General features: G+C 40.7%; 13 protein-coding genes and 1 tRNA gene. 2 read left to right on the forward strand and 12 right to left on the reverse strand.

Features of this window, described 5'->3' with window-relative positions; all coding sequences use genetic code 11:
• From BJI48_RS08055 to BJI48_RS08070, 4 genes are all read right to left on the reverse strand, one after another.
• On the reverse strand, nt 1-313 hold a 313-nt coding region (locus tag BJI48_RS08055), incomplete at its 3' end, for a hypothetical protein (RefSeq protein ID WP_143428786.1).
• Nucleotides 314-703: 390 nt separating this feature from the next.
• A complete protein-coding gene (locus BJI48_RS08060; RefSeq protein ID WP_095333827.1) occupies nt 704-2,251 on the reverse strand; it encodes a Na+/H+ antiporter NhaC family protein in 1,548 nt (515 codons plus the stop codon).
• Nucleotides 2,252-2,321: 70 nt separating this feature from the next.
• A complete protein-coding gene (locus BJI48_RS08065; protein ID WP_095333829.1) occupies nt 2,322-2,726 on the reverse strand; it encodes a DUF1090 family protein in 405 nt (134 codons plus the stop codon).
• 32 nt (nt 2,727-2,758) lie between these two features.
• Nucleotides 2,759-3,157: a DUF1090 family protein gene (locus tag BJI48_RS08070; RefSeq protein ID WP_095333831.1), complete on the reverse strand. Its 399-nt coding sequence runs from the start codon at nt 3,155-3,157 to the stop codon at nt 2,759-2,761.
• A gap of 362 nt (nt 3,158-3,519) precedes the next feature.
• Between BJI48_RS08070 and BJI48_RS08075 the strand changes: the two genes are divergently transcribed.
• Entirely contained in the window at nt 3,520-5,517 is a 1,998-nt protein-coding gene (locus BJI48_RS08075) for a methyl-accepting chemotaxis protein (RefSeq protein WP_095333833.1), read from the forward strand.
• A 307-nt stretch (nt 5,518-5,824) separates the two neighbouring features.
• Here BJI48_RS08075 and BJI48_RS08080 read toward each other — a convergent pair.
• The 7 genes from BJI48_RS08080 to BJI48_RS08110 all read right to left on the reverse strand — a co-directional run bounded on the left by BJI48_RS08080 (nt 5,825) and on the right by BJI48_RS08110 (nt 10,750).
• Nucleotides 5,825-5,900, reverse strand: a tRNA-Ala gene (locus BJI48_RS08080).
• Nucleotides 5,901-5,944: 44 nt separating this feature from the next.
• Entirely contained in the window at nt 5,945-6,643 is a 699-nt protein-coding gene (locus BJI48_RS08085) for a 1-acylglycerol-3-phosphate O-acyltransferase (protein ID WP_180763096.1), read from the reverse strand.
• Nucleotides 6,630-7,742 carry an SH3 domain-containing protein gene (locus BJI48_RS08090; RefSeq protein ID WP_257874443.1) on the reverse strand — a complete coding sequence of 371 codons (1,113 nt, stop codon included), beginning with the start codon at nt 7,740-7,742 and terminating at the stop codon, nt 6,630-6,632. The genes BJI48_RS08085 and BJI48_RS08090 overlap by 14 nt, the downstream gene beginning before the upstream one ends.
• Nucleotides 7,743-7,763: 21 nt before the next feature.
• A complete protein-coding gene (gene purQ, locus BJI48_RS08095) occupies nt 7,764-8,414 on the reverse strand; it encodes a phosphoribosylformylglycinamidine synthase subunit PurQ (RefSeq protein ID WP_095333837.1) in 651 nt (216 codons plus the stop codon).
• Nucleotides 8,415-8,417: 3 nt separating this feature from the next.
• Nucleotides 8,418-8,663 (reverse strand): phosphoribosylformylglycinamidine synthase subunit PurS, encoded by a 246-nt coding sequence (gene purS / locus BJI48_RS08100; RefSeq protein ID WP_095333839.1) that lies wholly within the window; start codon nt 8,661-8,663, stop codon nt 8,418-8,420.
• Between the two features lie 30 nt (nt 8,664-8,693).
• Nucleotides 8,694-9,407 carry a phosphoribosylaminoimidazolesuccinocarboxamide synthase gene (purC, locus tag BJI48_RS08105; protein ID WP_095333841.1) on the reverse strand — a complete coding sequence of 238 codons (714 nt, stop codon included), beginning with the start codon at nt 9,405-9,407 and terminating at the stop codon, nt 8,694-8,696.
• Nucleotides 9,404-10,750 carry a S41 family peptidase gene (locus BJI48_RS08110; protein WP_095333843.1) on the reverse strand — a complete coding sequence of 449 codons (1,347 nt, stop codon included), beginning with the start codon at nt 10,748-10,750 and terminating at the stop codon, nt 9,404-9,406. Before BJI48_RS08110 ends, purC begins: the two co-directional genes overlap by 4 nt.
• Nucleotides 10,751-10,995: 245 nt before the next feature.
• Here BJI48_RS08110 and BJI48_RS08115 point away from each other — a divergent pair, with 245 nt between their 5' ends.
• Complete coding sequence (locus tag BJI48_RS08115) at nt 10,996-13,569, forward strand: AAA family ATPase (RefSeq protein WP_095333845.1); 2,574 nt, start codon at nt 10,996-10,998, stop codon at nt 13,567-13,569.
• A gap of 96 nt (nt 13,570-13,665) precedes the next feature.
• On the opposite strand, the gene BJI48_RS08120 is transcribed toward BJI48_RS08115, so the two are convergent.
• Nucleotides 13,666-15,843 (reverse strand): TonB-dependent receptor, encoded by a 2,178-nt coding sequence (locus tag BJI48_RS08120; RefSeq protein ID WP_095333847.1) that lies wholly within the window; start codon nt 15,841-15,843, stop codon nt 13,666-13,668.
• Nucleotides 15,844-15,879: the final 36 nt, after the last annotated feature.

The following is a 15,879-nucleotide window of genomic DNA, read 5'->3' on the forward strand; positions in this document are numbered from 1 at the left end:
TGCCAGTGAGGCAAGCTTCTGTGCCATCTGTAGAACAAGTAGTATCACCACCTAGAGAAATATCCGCCCCATATACCAAAGCACTCCCCATCAAAGAAGCCAAGATGATGGAGAAAAGGGGTTTGAAAGGCTTTTGAATTTGTTTGAGATTGTGAGATTCAGAAGCTTTTTGAGATTGTTGGGAAACTTGAGCTGTTTTTGAATTTTGAAGCTTATCTGTAGGGTTGGATTGACTAGTTAAAGGGCTATTAAGATAATCTTGCCCCCCCCCCCGCACGCAATGGAGAATATCGTTGTTGATTATGTTTTTCATAATCCATTCCTTTATTTGAAATTTTGGGTATTAAGAAAAGGGGTATTATATTATAAAGTTTCTTTAAATTATCCTGAAATTTTTTTGCAATAGCTAGAGAGATAAGCTAAATTGGCAATTTTATAGCTATTTTTGAGATATTTCAAATCAAATGATTTACTAAAACAATTTATTTTTGAATAAAATAAATATAAAAAATGTGTTAAATTTTTTGGATTTGGGGGGTTATGGGGGGATAAAAGCGAGATTTTGAGCTGGATTTGGGGGCAAAAATTTTATAAAGTAAGGATTTTTTAGATGATTGGGGTTTAAATAGCATTTAGGGAACTAATCATTTCATCAGTTTATTGGAGAAAAAATAAGGCAGGGAGATAGGCTATATCCCAGCGGTTAATGGGACAACTGGGGTGCTTTGAAAAAACATTTGTAAAAATAAAATACGCCCACTAATAGCACAATCCCCACAGCATAGCCCGCCAAAAGAGAGCTAGAGAGGCTCGCCACACCAAAGCTCACGATCGCACACACGGCTGCGGTGGTCGCATAAGGTAGCTGGGTGATAAAATGGCTTTGCACCGAACACCCCGCCCCTGTCGCAGACAAAATCGTAGTGTCAGATATTGGGGAAGTGTGATCCCCATACACCGCCCCAGCAAGCACTGCAGAAACTGAAAGGATAATATCCCCTCCCGAGGCGCTCACCACGCTCACACCGATAGGTAGCATAATCGCAAATGTCCCCCAGCTCGTGCCTGTGGCGAATGCGATGAATCCTGAAATCAAAAATAAAATCACAGGCATCATACTGACTGCACCTTGGGATAAAAATTCTTTACTCACGTTGGCTAGATAAACGCCTGTTTGCATATCATCGCGTATCACAGGGCCTATCGCCCACGCCAAAATCAAAATAAAAATCGCTGGGAGCATACTTTTGATACCATCAATCACGATGATGGGTAATGATTCTTTGCGTAAAAATTTTAGTGAAATCGCAATACTCACGATGAGTGCGAACAACCCGCCATAAAAAAGCGAAAATGCCGTATCGGTGTTTTTTAGCATAGCAAAAAGCGTGGCTTCCCCGCCTGCCTCATACCCCGTCGCTAAAATCATCGAACCAATCGAGATGATCAAAACCAGCACCGGGATTATCAACAACCATATCGAGCTGGCGGGCTTGCTCAAATCTTCATCGTGGAGCAAATCGCTCACCCCGATGTTTTTATGCCGTGCCATTGCGGGGAGATTTATCTGCCAATAAATCGTCAAAAATACCGCCAAAAGGGCAAACCACGCATAATAATTGCTCCACACGCTATTCATCAACACAAACAAGCCATCGCCGATCGTTGCCGGAACGCTCGCCTGCATAATCCCGATGATATAAGCCCCCCAGCTTGAAATCGGCATCAAAATACATACCGGCGCAGAAGTCGAATCGATGACATAGGCAAGGCGTTCTCTTGTGGAGTGGTTGGCGTCATTAAGGGATTTGGAGATTTGCCCCACGGTCAGGGCATTGAAATAATCATCAATAAAAATCACAATCCCCGCAATAAATGCGATAAACTCCGATCCTTTGGGGCTTTTGACACGATGTCTCGCCCATTTTACAAAGGCATTCACCGCACCAGAGTGCGAGATCACTTGGGTCAAAATACCCAAAATAATCAAAAAGCCAAAAACATACACGCTCCACCAGCTGATTTGAATGTGTGGGAGGGTGGAGGTGGTGCTAGCGGGCTCTATTGTGTAGAGAACCGAGGATATTTTGTCATAAACATAGGCAAAAATTCCCCAAAAATCGTGGTAGCTCATCATTATCCCGCCAAGGACAATGCCCAAAAACAGCGAAAGCACCACCCGCCTAGTCAAAAAAACCAACCCAATAACACAAACAGGCACCAAAAGGCTCAACGCAGAATCAGCATACATAAAATCCCCTATTTTTACCAAAGTAGATCAAATCTTATCAAAATAAACTTTAAATGGCTTTAGCGCGGTTTTAAGAATCCGATTGGGTTGCTTTTGTTTTTAGCAAATTTTGCATTTTTTCAAGCTCGTTTTGCTCTTCTTCTAGCTCGCTTTGGAGTGCTTTTATTTTCATATCCATTTTTTTGATCTTGCTTTCTTTGCCCGCAGATGTGAGTTCTACAAGCTTGGTTTGGGCTTGCTTGATTTTATCTTCTAGCTTGGCGATTTTATCTTGTGATTTTTTCAAAACCTCAGTATCATCGCAATGATTTTTTAGCTCTTTTAAGGCGCGCTCTAATCCAGCAAGCTTGTCTTTGTGCGCGTGCTTGATAGCCTGCTCGATTTGGGTTTGGATATCTTTAGCTTTGAAGTCACAGATAGGACCTGCGAGCAAAACGCTTGAAAAACAAACACTAAAAAACAATATTTTTTTCATCAAAAACTCCTATATTTTGGTATAAAATGAGATTATTTTACGTTTTTTTGACTTTTGAGTAAGTCTTGCATTCGAAGCAATTCTTGCTTGGCTGCGATATATTGCATATTGGCTATTTTGAACTCGATTTGGGCTTGCCTGATTTTATGGGCATTGCCATCGGTTCTGGCGGTATCAAGATTCATTTTTACTTGATCGAGATTGCTTTGGGTTGCTTGGATATTTTGGTGGATCTCATCTAAAATATCAGAATCCTTGCAAGTTTTTTCAAGTTTTTGGAGATTTTTTTGCAACTCTGGGATATTGGCATTGAGATTTTTTTGGATGGCGTATTGGATCTGAGCTTTGGCATCGTTGATTTTAAAATCACAAATCGGACCCGCATAGCCAAAAACAAATGACAAAATACACACCAAAACAATCTTTTGCATTATTTTTCCTTGAAAGATGTTATTTTTATAAGCCTGTCATTATACAACAAAGAAGCTGTGTGGGGAAAAATAAAAACCATAAAAACAAAAAATAATCTATATGATAAATAATATTTTTTCTTTTATTCATCGGCAAGCTATTTTGCCCAGCTGGCAGTAATACTAAAATAATGCCTAAATCCCGAATGCTTTTTTTTAAAGTCTTTGAGTTTAGATTCTGTGAGGTTGGCAAAAGAATTGATTTGATTGATAGCTTTTTCAAGTTTTATGTAAGTTTTTATATTCTTATTTTCGGTGTTTGACTATCACGAAATAATTTTATACACTCTATTCGGGACAGGAGATTGCATTAGGAGGATGGTATGCGCAAGATGATTCAAAACACGAGTATAAAGTTTAAAATAACTTTAATGGTCCTTATTCCAGCTTTAGCCATTATTATATTATCGATCAGGGTCATTTCTGAAAACCTTACTATCAGAGCACAGAATAAAATGCTCATAAGTATGGTGGATATATCAAAATCTATTTCTTTGGTAGTTCACGAAATTCAGAAAGAGCGGGGAAATACGGCGGGTTACATTGGCAGTAAAGGGACGCATTTTAGGCAAAGTCTCATCGATCAACGCAAGCTCACCGATGAGAAAACTAACGATTTTATTAAACTTATGTCAAAGATTGATACTACAAATTATAATAAAAATTATACTGATAAGCTTATGAGGGGTATAGATGATTTAAAAAAGATGCGCTCTATCCGCGCGGGTGTCGATACTCTTGGTCCTGAGGCATCCAAAGCTATCCCTTATTATACAAAGACTATCGGGAATCTCCTTGAGAGCGTTTTAGTCGCTTCAACTCTCAGCACAGACAACGCTATTTCAAGGCGTATGATAAGTTACGCTAACTTCTTATACGCAAAGGAAAAAGCCGGTCTTGAGCGGGCGACTATCAACGGGGTTCTTTCCTCTGGCAAATTTACTGACGCCTCTTATGATAAATTTATTTCTCTTATGACAGAGCAGGAAGTTTTTCTTAAGCTGTTCTTAGCTACTGCATCTCTTGATGAAATAAAATCCTATGAACATTCAGCACAGACAAAGCCTTTTAAGGAAGTTCAGAGGATAAGAAATATTGCCCAAACAAAATCAAAAGAGGGTAATTTTGGTATTGAGCCGACATATTGGTTTGACGTAATAACGCAAAAAATTGATTCCTTAAAAGGTGTGGAAGACTTGGTTGCTGAAAATATTTCCGACCAGCTTAGACATAATATTTCTGTGGCAGGACGCAATTTTATTTTATTTCTTGCGATATCTTTAGGCGCTTTGCTTTTTACTATTATTTTTGGGTCGGTAATGGCGGCAAATATTATCAGAAGAATATCGATAATAAAAACGAAGCTGACAGAGATTTCTGAAAATAAAAACCTCACAGAGCAGTTAGGCTTCAGGTCAAAGGATGAAATAGGGACGATCGCTACTTCTATTGATAACTTTGTCAAGTCTATGAGAGGAATACTAAATGAACTCCAGCGTCAAGGAGAGGCTAATACAGAAATCGCCAGCAGTCTTGTAGATACGACCAATCTCGTTGATGATAAGCTTAAAAAAGGTGAGGGGCTTGCCCAGGAAAATATCGGTTTCGGTAAAGATATTAGCACAATTATTGATGAAAACATAAAAGAATCTCTTGAAACAAAAGACTCTATGGGCGTAGCAGTAAGCGATTTGCTAAATCTTAAAGACATTCTTGCAGGGCTAGCCTCTGAAGTTGAGCGTGAAAGCGCCATAGAGCAAGAAATTGCCAATAATATTAACGAACTGACTAAAGATGCAGAAAATGTTAAAAACGTGCTTGTAGTTATTGGTGAAATTGCCGATCAGACAAACCTTTTGGCGCTTAATGCAGCAATTGAAGCAGCACGGGCTGGTGAGCACGGGCGGGGGTTTGCTGTAGTTGCCGATGAAGTAAGAAAGCTTGCTGAAAAGACCCAAAAATCATTAGATGAGATAAACAGCATAATCAATGCAGTGCTTCAGGCTATTGTGGTGGCTAGTGAAAAAATTAATGCCAATGCGACAGAGATATATAAGCTTGTTGATACCACCACTCTTGTGCAGACTGAAGTTGAAAAATTAGCTTCCAATATGCATAAAGTGCTTGACGTGGCGGTCAGCTCGATGGAAAGTTCTAACGAAATAGACTCAAAATCCAAACGGATGATAAACGGCGGTGAAATGATAAACGTAGCGATTAATGAAATCAGTGATAAAATGCGGGAAGTGCAGTCGTTTTCTGATTCGATAGATAGTTACGCACGAAAAGTCCGCGATACATTGGCGAAATTTAAATTATAATAGTTTCTTTTCTTTGTGATAGATTAGTTACACCGCTCTATGCTTTGAAAGATAGGGGTTTTTTATATTTGTTAATCCACCCTATCCTGCTGTGATTTTATGGGTATTTAAGTCTCTGCTATACTTATGAAGTTCTTATAACTATTAATTAGACAAAAATATCTCTTAGAGCGTTTTGAATAGCTTCTGATGTATTCATTTCTTTAGTTTGATTGTTGGGTTCTTGGTGATAATTCAGAAAATAGAGGAAATTATTTTTATTTGTGGTAAAAAAATGATTGTCAAAATGAAGCGCTCTGGATATTATTGGTGGAGTGTAGGGGGTTCGAACCCCTGACCTCGACGCTGCCAGCGTCGCGCTCTCCCAACTGAGCTAACACCCCTAAAAACAAGAACGTTATTCTACTATAAATAAAATAAAAAAAATCTAAGAATTAAGCTCGTGATAATGTCTCAAATAAACATCTTGCATATGAGATTCCAAATGTGCATACCAGTCTGACCCAATTTCAGGCTCAAAAGCATCTAAAAGCACCATTCTAGCGGTATTTTTTGGAGATTCCAAAGGTTTGGTGTTGTATATTTTTCTTGTATTTACAAGCACAATGGGCTGGATTTTGAGGTTAAATTTCTCTGCCAAAAGCTTTGCTCCGGGTTTAAATGGCAAAAATTTTTCTCCCCCTTTGCTCCTCGTGCCTTCAGGGAAGATAACCAAAGGTCGCCCCTCATCAAGCTTTTCTTTGGCCTGCTTCAATAATAATGCCAAGCCTTTTTTATCCTCTCTATCAATCAATATCATCTCCGGACCTTTGAGTGCATAACCATAAAAGGGAATGTCTCCAAGCTCCTTTTTGGCTACCCAGCAGATATTTGAGGGGTGGAAACTCTCTAAACAAATAATATCACTAAGGCTTTGATGATTGATGATAACCAACGAGGCACTCGTATCAAACTCCCCAATTTTTTCAAGCTTCAAGCCCGTGAAAGGATAAAAAAATCGACACCATCTCCTGCAATGCCTGCCATTTTGTTTTTTTCTGGTAAAAAAAATCCCGCAGATAATTACTGCCAGCCCCACTGCGATAACCAGTGTCACATAAATTGCCCTGATTTTACTGGATATCATTTTTTTTCACCCACCCGATTTTATCATCTGTTGTAACGACCTTATAATACTTCCCGTGTTTGCCAATAATCTCAACTTGGATATTTGTCTTTGTTGTCTCAAGCACGGTGGAATTATGCGTGGGCAAAATACGGATTTGCTTGTTTGCAAGCATTACCCCTTGATGTCTCGAAAATACATTCCAAAGCCAATAAGCCAAAAGAACGCCGATGATAACCAAAAAAATCTTCTTTCTTCCAAAGAAAAAATAAACCACCAAAAACACCACCATCAAGCCAATCAAGACGAGGTTAGAAAAAAGCAACAAATTATTTTTGGGCTTGATGTCATCTTGCGTGCTAACCACATCATCGACAGGAAGAACAGGCAAAGAAACATCTTGGAAATGATTATCCTTTAGTGAAAAATACTCAAAAGAAATCTCTTGAACGCTCTTAGGGACAATGCAATAATAGATACCATCGGAGTTATCCCAGCCAAAATGCGTGCTTTCAAAACCCTGTTTGTCGATATTAGGCAGTTTCATATCTTCGAGATTGGCATTCTTTGCTTCCACTTCAAAAACCAAAATATTATGCGAGGCATCATAAGTCTTGGCACGATATCCTGTGATACGAAATTCATCGGCAACCACGCCAACATAGTTTTGATTTTGATACAAATCAATCACATTCAAATGGATAGCAGGGGCAATCGAAAAATCGGTATAATCCCCATCGCTTGAGACCGCAATGACTTTTAGTGCGGGGATAGAGGCATTGAGCGCTTTGATTTTATATCGATAGACTGCCTGATAAGTTCCATCGCTTGAAAGTCGCCATTTGGTATTGGGATTCCTCAAAATCAATTGATTGGTATTGATACCCCCAACAAATTCCGTCCCCGAAAATCTTGCATTTGAAAACAAAAGCAAACTATAGGTTACAGGGATGGTTTGCCCGATATAAACGGGTTTATTAAAACTATCTTTATTTGAGCCATTTTGGGAATCAGAAATCTTGACATAAACAATCTTTGCCCTATTGTCAGACTCCTCAGAATGCAAAATCCCCAATGCCACAACGACCAAGCAAACAAAACCATAAAAAAATTTTTTCATCATCTGCCTTTTTGGACCAGCCTAAAGCAAAGAACGCAACATCGCCAAGCCATCAGTTCCGCCCAAGAGAGGCTCTACAAAACGCTCAGGATGGGGCATTAGACCAAAAACATTTTTTTCTTGATTGCAAACGCCAGCGATACATTCAAGCGATCCATTGGGATTATCAACATATTGCAATAAAATCTGATTATTTTCTTTCATTGATTGCAATGTATCCGTATCAGCATAATAACTCCCATCAGCGTGGGCGATAGGCAGAGAAATGACTGCCCCCGTTTGATAGCTTGATAAAAACCGATTATCCGTGCTAACAACTTCGAGCTTTTGTAGCTTGGAGATAAAACAAAGCCCTTGATTTCTCTTTAGTGCACCGGGCAAAAGACCTGATTCTGTCAAAATCTGAAAGCCATTGCAAATCCCTAAAACCAATCCGCCATTTTTGGCATAAGCCATCACAGCCTGCATAATCGGCGCAAATCGCGCAATCGCCCCACTACGCAAATAATCCCCATAGCTAAAACCGCCCGGAATCACCACAAGAGAAGTGCTGGCGGGCAATGCCTTTTCCTGGTGCCAAACGATCACACTTTCTGCCCCCAAAATATTGCTGTAAGCATAATGCATATCACGCTCGCAATTTGTCCCGGGAAACTGCAGTATCGCCACCATACCCTATGCTTCCTCACAACAAATAAAATAATCTTCTATCACGGTGTTTGCCAGAAGCTCTTGTGCCATTTTTTCAGCTTCTTTGATCGCTTTTTGCTTATCATTATGATCGAATTGGAGGGATATTTTTTTGCTCAATTTTAGATGCTTGACATCTGAAAAACCCAATGTTTTGAGTGCATTGGCAATCGCTTTTGCCTGCGGGTCTAAAACACCCTCTTTCAAGCTCACATTCACCACAACTTCCATCAATCAACTCCTTTTAAGCCAATGACGCTGTTACGCCATCATTATACGATGCAAAACTTCCTCATAAGCAAGCTTCACATCACCCAAATCCTGCCTAAATCTGTCCTTATCAAGCTTTTCGTTTGTGTGCTTATCCCAAAAACGGCAACTATCGGGGCTAATCTCATCAGCCAAAATGATATTGCCCGCACTATCCCTGCCAAATTCGAGCTTAAAATCAATCAATCGCAGATTTTTGGAATCAAAAAATTCCTTCAAAACCGCATTGATTTTTTTGGCTTGCGTTCTCAAAAAATCCAATTCATCACGATTTTGGATAATCCCAAGTATCTCACAATGCTCATCATTAATAATCGGATCGCCCAAAGCGTCATCTTTGTAATAAAACTCCACCAACGCAAAAGGCAACACCCTGCCCTCTTCTATCCCTAAACGCTTACTTAAAGATCCTGTTGCGACATTTCTAGTAACTACTTCAATTGGGATAATCTCAACACGCTTACACAAGATATTTTGCGCATCGATTGTTTGGATATAGTGGGTTTTGAAGCCCTTGCTTTCGAGCATTTCAAACAAAAAGGAGCTGATTTTACAATTCAGCTCTCCCTTGCCACTCTCGCTACCTTTTTTTTCTGCATTGAAAGCTGTCAAATCATCCTTAAATTCTGCAATCAAAACATCTTTTTCTTCGGTGCTATAGAGTTTTTTGCCTTTGCCCTCATAAAGCATTTTTACCTTATTCATTTGCTTGTCTCGGTTTTATTTGGGGTTTTGATAATATTCCAAGCTTTCAAGGCATCAATGGCGGATTTTAGCTGGATATCATTGTTGATGTCTTTTTGCGTGATGGTTTTTTGTTCTTGGGCTTTTTTGGTTTCATCTTTTTTGTCATCAACTTTAGAGCCAACTTTTTCAAGTTCATTTTCAAGATGATTCCTCAAATCCGCTTCCTTGATTTCAAATGTGCTTTCATTTTGAGGCACAGCACCGGGATGGACCAAAATATCAGGCTTGATCCCTACAGCCTGAATCGTCCTGCCACTGGGGAGATAATACTTTGCCGTCGTGAGCTTGATCGCTTCATTTTTATCGATAGGAAGCACCACTTGAACGCTACCTTTCCCAAAGCTTTCTTCGCCCACAATCAATGCCCGTTGATGATCTTGGAGCGCACCAGAGACAATCTCACTCGCACTCGCCGTCCCGCCATTGATAAGCACAACGATAGGGATAGAAGCATAAGGGGCTTTGCCATTGGCTTTGTATTCGATATTTTCTTCTTTGATTTTGCCTTTTTGAGAAACAATCAAACCTTTTTTGATAAATAGATTCGACAAATCGACTGCTTGGTTGAGTAATCCACCCGGATTATTTCTCAAATCCAAAACAATCCCTGTGATATTGCCAGCTTTTTTGAGCTCATCAACAACGCTTTGAGTAACATTTTTGTCAAAAGAATTGACACGGACATACAAAAACTTTGTCCCATCAATCTTGCGGGTATGCACGGATTTGACCTTAATAATATCACGAGTAATATTAAACTCAAGTGGCTTGGCTTCAGTTTTTCTCACAATCGTAAGTTTGAGCGAGGTTTTTGGCTTGCCCCGCATAATATTGACCGCATCATCAATACTCATATTCAGCGTGCTTTCATCATTGATTTTCAAAATCACATCGCCAGCTTTGAGCCCAGCCTTAGAAGCAGGCGTGTCATCAAGCGGGGCGATAACAGTCAAAGCACCATCTTTCATCCCAACGGTGATCCCCAAGCCACCAAATTCCCCATCAGTCTGTGCTTTTAGGTCTTTGAACTTTTTTTCTGTCAAATACGCCGAATGCGCATCGAGATTGGATAAAAGTCCCTCAATGGCTTTATCTACGATTTCATTGATACCGACATTATCGACATAATAAGCTTCAATCGTATTGATAACCTTGGTGAGCTTGTTATAAGCGTCTATTCTTTGTTGCTTGGTTTCGACTTGATGGCTATTTTGATCGTTTTCTTTGGCAGAAAGTCCATTAAAGACCAAAGAAACGCCCAAAAATGACACAAATAAGCCGGAAATAAAGTATTTATTCATCCTCTCCACCTGCTGGAATTTATTTTATAGAAAATCCCAAAATTCTACCCAAATTTTGATTATTTTAATCAAACAAATCCCCTTTTCACTTGAATTTAAAAAGTTTTAGCATAAATCAATAAAATAACTTGACATTATTAGACTAAACTTATATAATAGTCATCGTATAAATATCGCTAAAAATCATTAAAAAATATTTTGATGATTTCGCCCAAAATATCCAAACCATAAGCAAGGAGTTTTGTATGAATCTGTTTGAAAAAATGACCCACCAGCTCAAAGAAACACTCGATCAAGCCGCTTCTTTAGCCCTACACGCCAAAAATCAAGAAGTCAGCACGATCCATATCATCTGGGCAATGCTTGCTAATACGCAATCTATCCTCAATCAAGCCCTCAACAAAATGAATATCGATAAAATCGCTATTGAACTTGAAGCCAAAAGCCTCGCAGAGAGACTTCCCAAAGCCTCACAAGTCGCCAAAGAAAATATCACACTAAGCAAAAATCTCCAAGATGCCCTCAGCCAAGCTGAGGGGCTAAGCACCAAAAATGGCGATAAATACATCGCTGTGGATACATTTATTATCGCCAATATCAAATCAGAAATCTTCACGCAAGTTTTTGCAAAATTTCTCGATGTCAATGAACTCAAAAAAACACTCGAAGCCATCCGAGGCGGGGCAAAAATACAAAATGAAAATGATGATTCTAATCTGGAGTCTTTAGAAAAATTTGGTATTGATCTAACCAAAAAAGCCTTAGAAAATACGCTTGATCCTGTCATTGGCAGGGATGAAGAGATTTCACGGATGATGCAAATCCTCATCAGAAAAACCAAAAATAATCCTATCCTCTTAGGAGAACCCGGCGTGGGTAAAACCGCCGCTGTAGAGGGGCTTGCCCAACGAATCATCCAAAAAGAAGTCCCCACATCACTGCAAAACAAGCGTGTCGTTGCCTTGGATATGAGTGCGTTGGTAGCGGGGGCAAAGTATCGGGGCGAGTTTGAAGAAAGGTTAAAAAAAGTCATCGAAGAAGTCAAAAAAGCTGGGAATATTATCCTTTTTATTGATGAGATTCACACCATCGTAGGCGCAGGTGCCTCTGAGGGCAGTATGGATGCAGCCAATATCCTCAAACCCGCCCTTGCCCGTGGCGAACTCCACACAATCGGGGCAACCACGCTCAAAGAATACCGCAAATATTTTGAAAAAGATGCCGCACTCACCAGGAGATTCCAGCCTGTATCGCTCAATGAACCTAGTGTCAATGAAGCCCTCCAGATTTTGCGTGGCATAAAAGAAAAGCTTGAAGCCCATCATAATGTCAATATCACCGATTCTGCCCTTGTGGCAGCTGCAAAGCTTTCTAATCGCTACATCACTGATAGATTTCTGCCTGATAAAGCCATTGATCTCATCGATGAGGGTGCAGCTGAACTCAAAATGCAGATCGAATCAGAACCCACCGAGTTGGCGCATATCAAAAGGCAAATCCAACGCCTTGAGGTCGAAAAACAAGCGTTAAATATGGAAAAAAAAGACAGCAACCAAAACCGAATCCAAGAGATACAAAAAGAACTCAGCAATGCCAATGAAGAAAAAATTCGCCTAGAAGCGCAATTTGAAAATGAAAAGTCCGTTTTCAAAGAAATCGCCCAGATCAAAAGCGACATTGATACCCTCAAAAGAGAATCCGAGCTTGCCAAACGCAATGGCGACTACAACAAAGCGGCTGAAATTGACTACAGCAAAATCCCCCAAAAGGAAGCCAAAGCAAAAGAACTCAACGAAAAATGGGACAAAATGCAAGCCGATGGGACATTGCTAAAAAATGCCGTAACAGAAGAAAGTATCGCGGGTATCGTGAGCCGATGGACACAAATCCCCATCAAAAAAATGCTCCAGAGCGAGAAAGAAAAGATTTTGGGTGTTGAAGATGAGCTGAAAAAAAGTGTCGTGGGCCAACCCCAAGCGCTCAAAGCCATCGCTAGGGCTATCAAGCGAAACAAAGCGGGCTTGAGTGAGACCAACCGCCCTATCGGGAGTTTTTTATTTTTGGGACCTACAGGAGTTGGCAAGACCCAGAGTGCGAAATCCTTGGCACAATTTCTCTTTGATAGCGAGAAAAATCTTATACGTATCGATATGAGCGAATATATGGAAAAACACGCTGCAAGTCGGCTTGTTGGCGCACCTCCGGGCTATGTCGGGTATGAAGAGGGCGGGCAGCTCACCGAGGCGGTGCGTAGGAAGCCGTATTCTGTGGTTTTGTTTGATGAAATCGAAAAAGCCCATCCCGATGTTTTTAATATCTTGCTTCAAGTCCTTGATGATGGGCGATTGACCGATAACAAAGGTGTAACGATTGATTTTAGAAACACCATCATTATCCTCACAAGCAATATCGCAAGCGAGAAGATCATAGAAATCGAGGATGAAAAAGCAAGAGAAAAGGCTGTCAATGAAGCACTCAAAAAATATTTCAAACCAGAATTTCTCAATCGCCTTGATGACATCGTGATTTTCAACCCGCTTAGCCTGGAGGGCATTGTTGAGATCGTCGATATTATGTTCGCACACATTGCCAAAAAAGTCTCTGAAAATGGTATCACCCTCAAGCTCACCCAAACTGCTAAGGAATTTATCGCCAAGGTAGGCTTTGATCCTGTCTATGGGGCGAGACCTCTCAAAAGGGCATTGTATGAAGAAGTCGAAGACAGGCTTGCCGAGCTGATTTTGGAAGATAAAGTCAAAGAGGGGGATTGTATCACTTTTGATGTGGAAAATGACACGATTGTCCCCATCCGTGCGTAAAATTTTAGGATTGAGTTTTCAATCCCGATAACGACTAACCCGCTAATCAATCATCACCAACACGTCTAAAACCTCAAGCACAGGGGTTTTGGACGCTTAAAAATCCATATTCAACCCGACAAAATACCGCCTGCCTTCTCGAACATAATTGTAATTATTTACATATGCGGTCGTAGAACTGCCGGCATTCGTGGTGGCAGAAACGTAGTCGATAAAATTATGATTGAGGAGATTATAGATCCCCATATGCAAGCGCAAGGTCTTTGTAATATAATAATGCCCGCCTAAATGGAGCAAAAAATAATCATTATAATAAGGGCTCAAACCCGGATTGTTTTTTCTGAATTGCTCTAAAGCTGACAGCGAACCTGCACTCGAGCCACCTCTCCCGCCGATATAGGTTCGGAGTTGCTTACCGCGGTATTCCCCTCGGAGGTAAAGCCCAAAACTCTTGATAGAATAATTAAGCGAAGCATTCAAGCTATGCTCGGGGACATCGGTTAGAGGAATGCCCTTGGCTACCCCTGAGGTCTGCTGTGTTTTTGTGAAAGTATAATTGAGCGTCAAACCCATATCCCCATAAACAATATTAATAGGTTTGATCCCAAAAAATACTTCTGCACCATAGGCGATCGCCGAATCGGCGTTGATAGAATAATTACACCCGCTAGACCCCATACATATGCCCCCTCCAGAAACGGGAATTTGGGCGTCTTTGGCAACGGAAGCGCTTTGTATTTTATCACGAAATGTATTGTAAAAGCCCGTCAAACCCATATCGACATAATCTGTCTCACTCAAAAATCCCAATTCAAAGTTGATTGAAGTCTCAGGCTTCAAATCCGGGTTGCCATATGTCGGCACGGTGCCTTGGCTAGTGAGACCATTTACCCCATAGACGAGCTGGGAAACCGTGGGGGTCTTATACCCTGTAGAGATCCCGCCTTTGAGAGTGAGCCAATCAGTGGTATTATAAACCAAATAAGCCCTGGGAGAGGTGTTAAAACCAAATGCAGAATTGTAGTTTTCCCTAAATCCCAAAGTCAAAAACAAGTCTTCCAAAATCGCCAATTCGGTTTCTGCAAATAGCGCTGCATTGTGCTGATACATAAAGCTGTTGCTTGTAACCGCCTTATCTAGCATACTTGCAAAATAATAGCGCCCGCCTAAGGTCAGCTTGGCTTGCCCCAGCCCCATCACAAGCTTGGTATCGATGATGACATCATCACCCCGCAAATCCCTGTCTTTGCCTATCAAGGGGCTATTAGTACCAACGGCATCTTTGGTGATAAGCCTACCTTGATTGGTTGTGGAGAGGTATTGGATAGAGGTGTCGGTTTTACCAAAGGCATAATCGCCCAAATGCGCCAAAGTCAGATTATTACGCAGAAAATAAAGATCGCTAGCATAACCCCCGTCCTTCCCCACGGTGCCAAGCAGGCTTTGTTTGTTGTTATACCATTGCAAGCCATTTTCATAATCAAAATAAAAATAATCCTGTTGGCTAGGCGCATAAGACAAACGCGCGCCTATATCATAGATATTAGCTTCAGATAAGCCCACCACGCCATTTCTACCCAAACTCCCCCCTCCAGGAATCACTTTGAGATCAGCAGTAGGCACGAATGCCCGATAATGCTCCCTCCCTCGCAGTGCCAGACCCCATTTTTTTGCAGAATCTAGAGGTCCAGAAGTATAAAAGCTCCCTGAATAGGTATTGCCAAAAAGTTTTTCTTCTTGCAAAACGCTCTCTATCCCAAAGCTAGAAGTCCAACGATCAAAATTCTTTTTGGTGATGACATTGACAATCCCGCCGATAGCATCGCTCCCATAAAGTGTGCTCATCGGTCCTCTGATGACTTCGATCCGCTCGATCGCAGCAAGCGGGGGCATAAAAGAAGTAAAAATCTCTGTAAATCCGTTTGGAAAAGCAGCTGGGGTTACATTTTGCCTTTTGCCATCGGTCAAAATCAACGTATAATCTGCAGGCATCCCACGGATTGAGATCGCATACCCGCCTGTTTTGCCAACACCGGTTTCAATGCTCACACCAGGGGTTTGCGAAACTGCTTCGGCGAGATCTCTATAAGGCTTGTTTTCAAGCTGTTCTTTTGTGATGATCGTAATGGACGCCGGGGCATCTTTGACATCTTGGGCATAGCCTGAAGCAGAAACAACGGATTTATTCAACACATAACTTTTTGGCTCTTCTTCTGCAAATAGCCAAGCAGGCAAAAAAAGCAACATTGATTTCAAAACATCTTTTTTATTCATCACTAAACCTTTATTTTAAAATAATAACGATTATTG

This window comes from Helicobacter sp. 11S02596-1, from assembly GCF_002272825.1.
In the GTDB taxonomy this organism is placed as follows: domain Bacteria; phylum Campylobacterota; class Campylobacteria; order Campylobacterales; family Helicobacteraceae; genus Helicobacter_J.

Excerpts from the sequence above, each read along its gene's own strand:
- purQ (WP_095333837.1), bottom strand. The coding sequence starts at position 8,414 with ATGGTGGCGATACTGCAGTTTCCCGGGACAAATTGCGAGCGTGATATG.
- BJI48_RS08110 (WP_095333843.1), bottom strand. The coding sequence starts at position 10,750 with ATGAATAAATACTTTATTTCCGGCTTATTTGTGTCATTTTTGGGCGTT.
- purS (WP_095333839.1), bottom strand. The coding sequence starts at position 8,663 with ATGGAAGTTGTGGTGAATGTGAGCTTGAAAGAGGGTGTTTTAGACCCG.
- BJI48_RS08060 (WP_095333827.1), bottom strand. The coding sequence starts at position 2,251 with ATGTATGCTGATTCTGCGTTGAGCCTTTTGGTGCCTGTTTGTGTTATT.
- BJI48_RS08070 (WP_095333831.1), bottom strand. The coding sequence starts at position 3,157 with ATGCAAAAGATTGTTTTGGTGTGTATTTTGTCATTTGTTTTTGGCTAT.
- BJI48_RS08115 (WP_095333845.1), top strand. The coding sequence starts at position 10,996 with ATGAATCTGTTTGAAAAAATGACCCACCAGCTCAAAGAAACACTCGAT.
- purC (WP_095333841.1), bottom strand. The coding sequence starts at position 9,407 with ATGAATAAGGTAAAAATGCTTTATGAGGGCAAAGGCAAAAAACTCTAT.
- BJI48_RS08120 (WP_095333847.1), bottom strand. The coding sequence starts at position 15,843 with ATGAATAAAAAAGATGTTTTGAAATCAATGTTGCTTTTTTTGCCTGCT.
- BJI48_RS08065 (WP_095333829.1), bottom strand. The coding sequence starts at position 2,726 with ATGAAAAAAATATTGTTTTTTAGTGTTTGTTTTTCAAGCGTTTTGCTC.
- BJI48_RS08085 (WP_180763096.1), bottom strand. The coding sequence starts at position 6,643 with ATGATATCCAGTAAAATCAGGGCAATTTATGTGACACTGGTTATCGCA.
- BJI48_RS08075 (WP_095333833.1), top strand. The coding sequence starts at position 3,520 with ATGCGCAAGATGATTCAAAACACGAGTATAAAGTTTAAAATAACTTTA.
- BJI48_RS08090 (WP_257874443.1), bottom strand. The coding sequence starts at position 7,742 with ATGAAAAAATTTTTTTATGGTTTTGTTTGCTTGGTCGTTGTGGCATTG.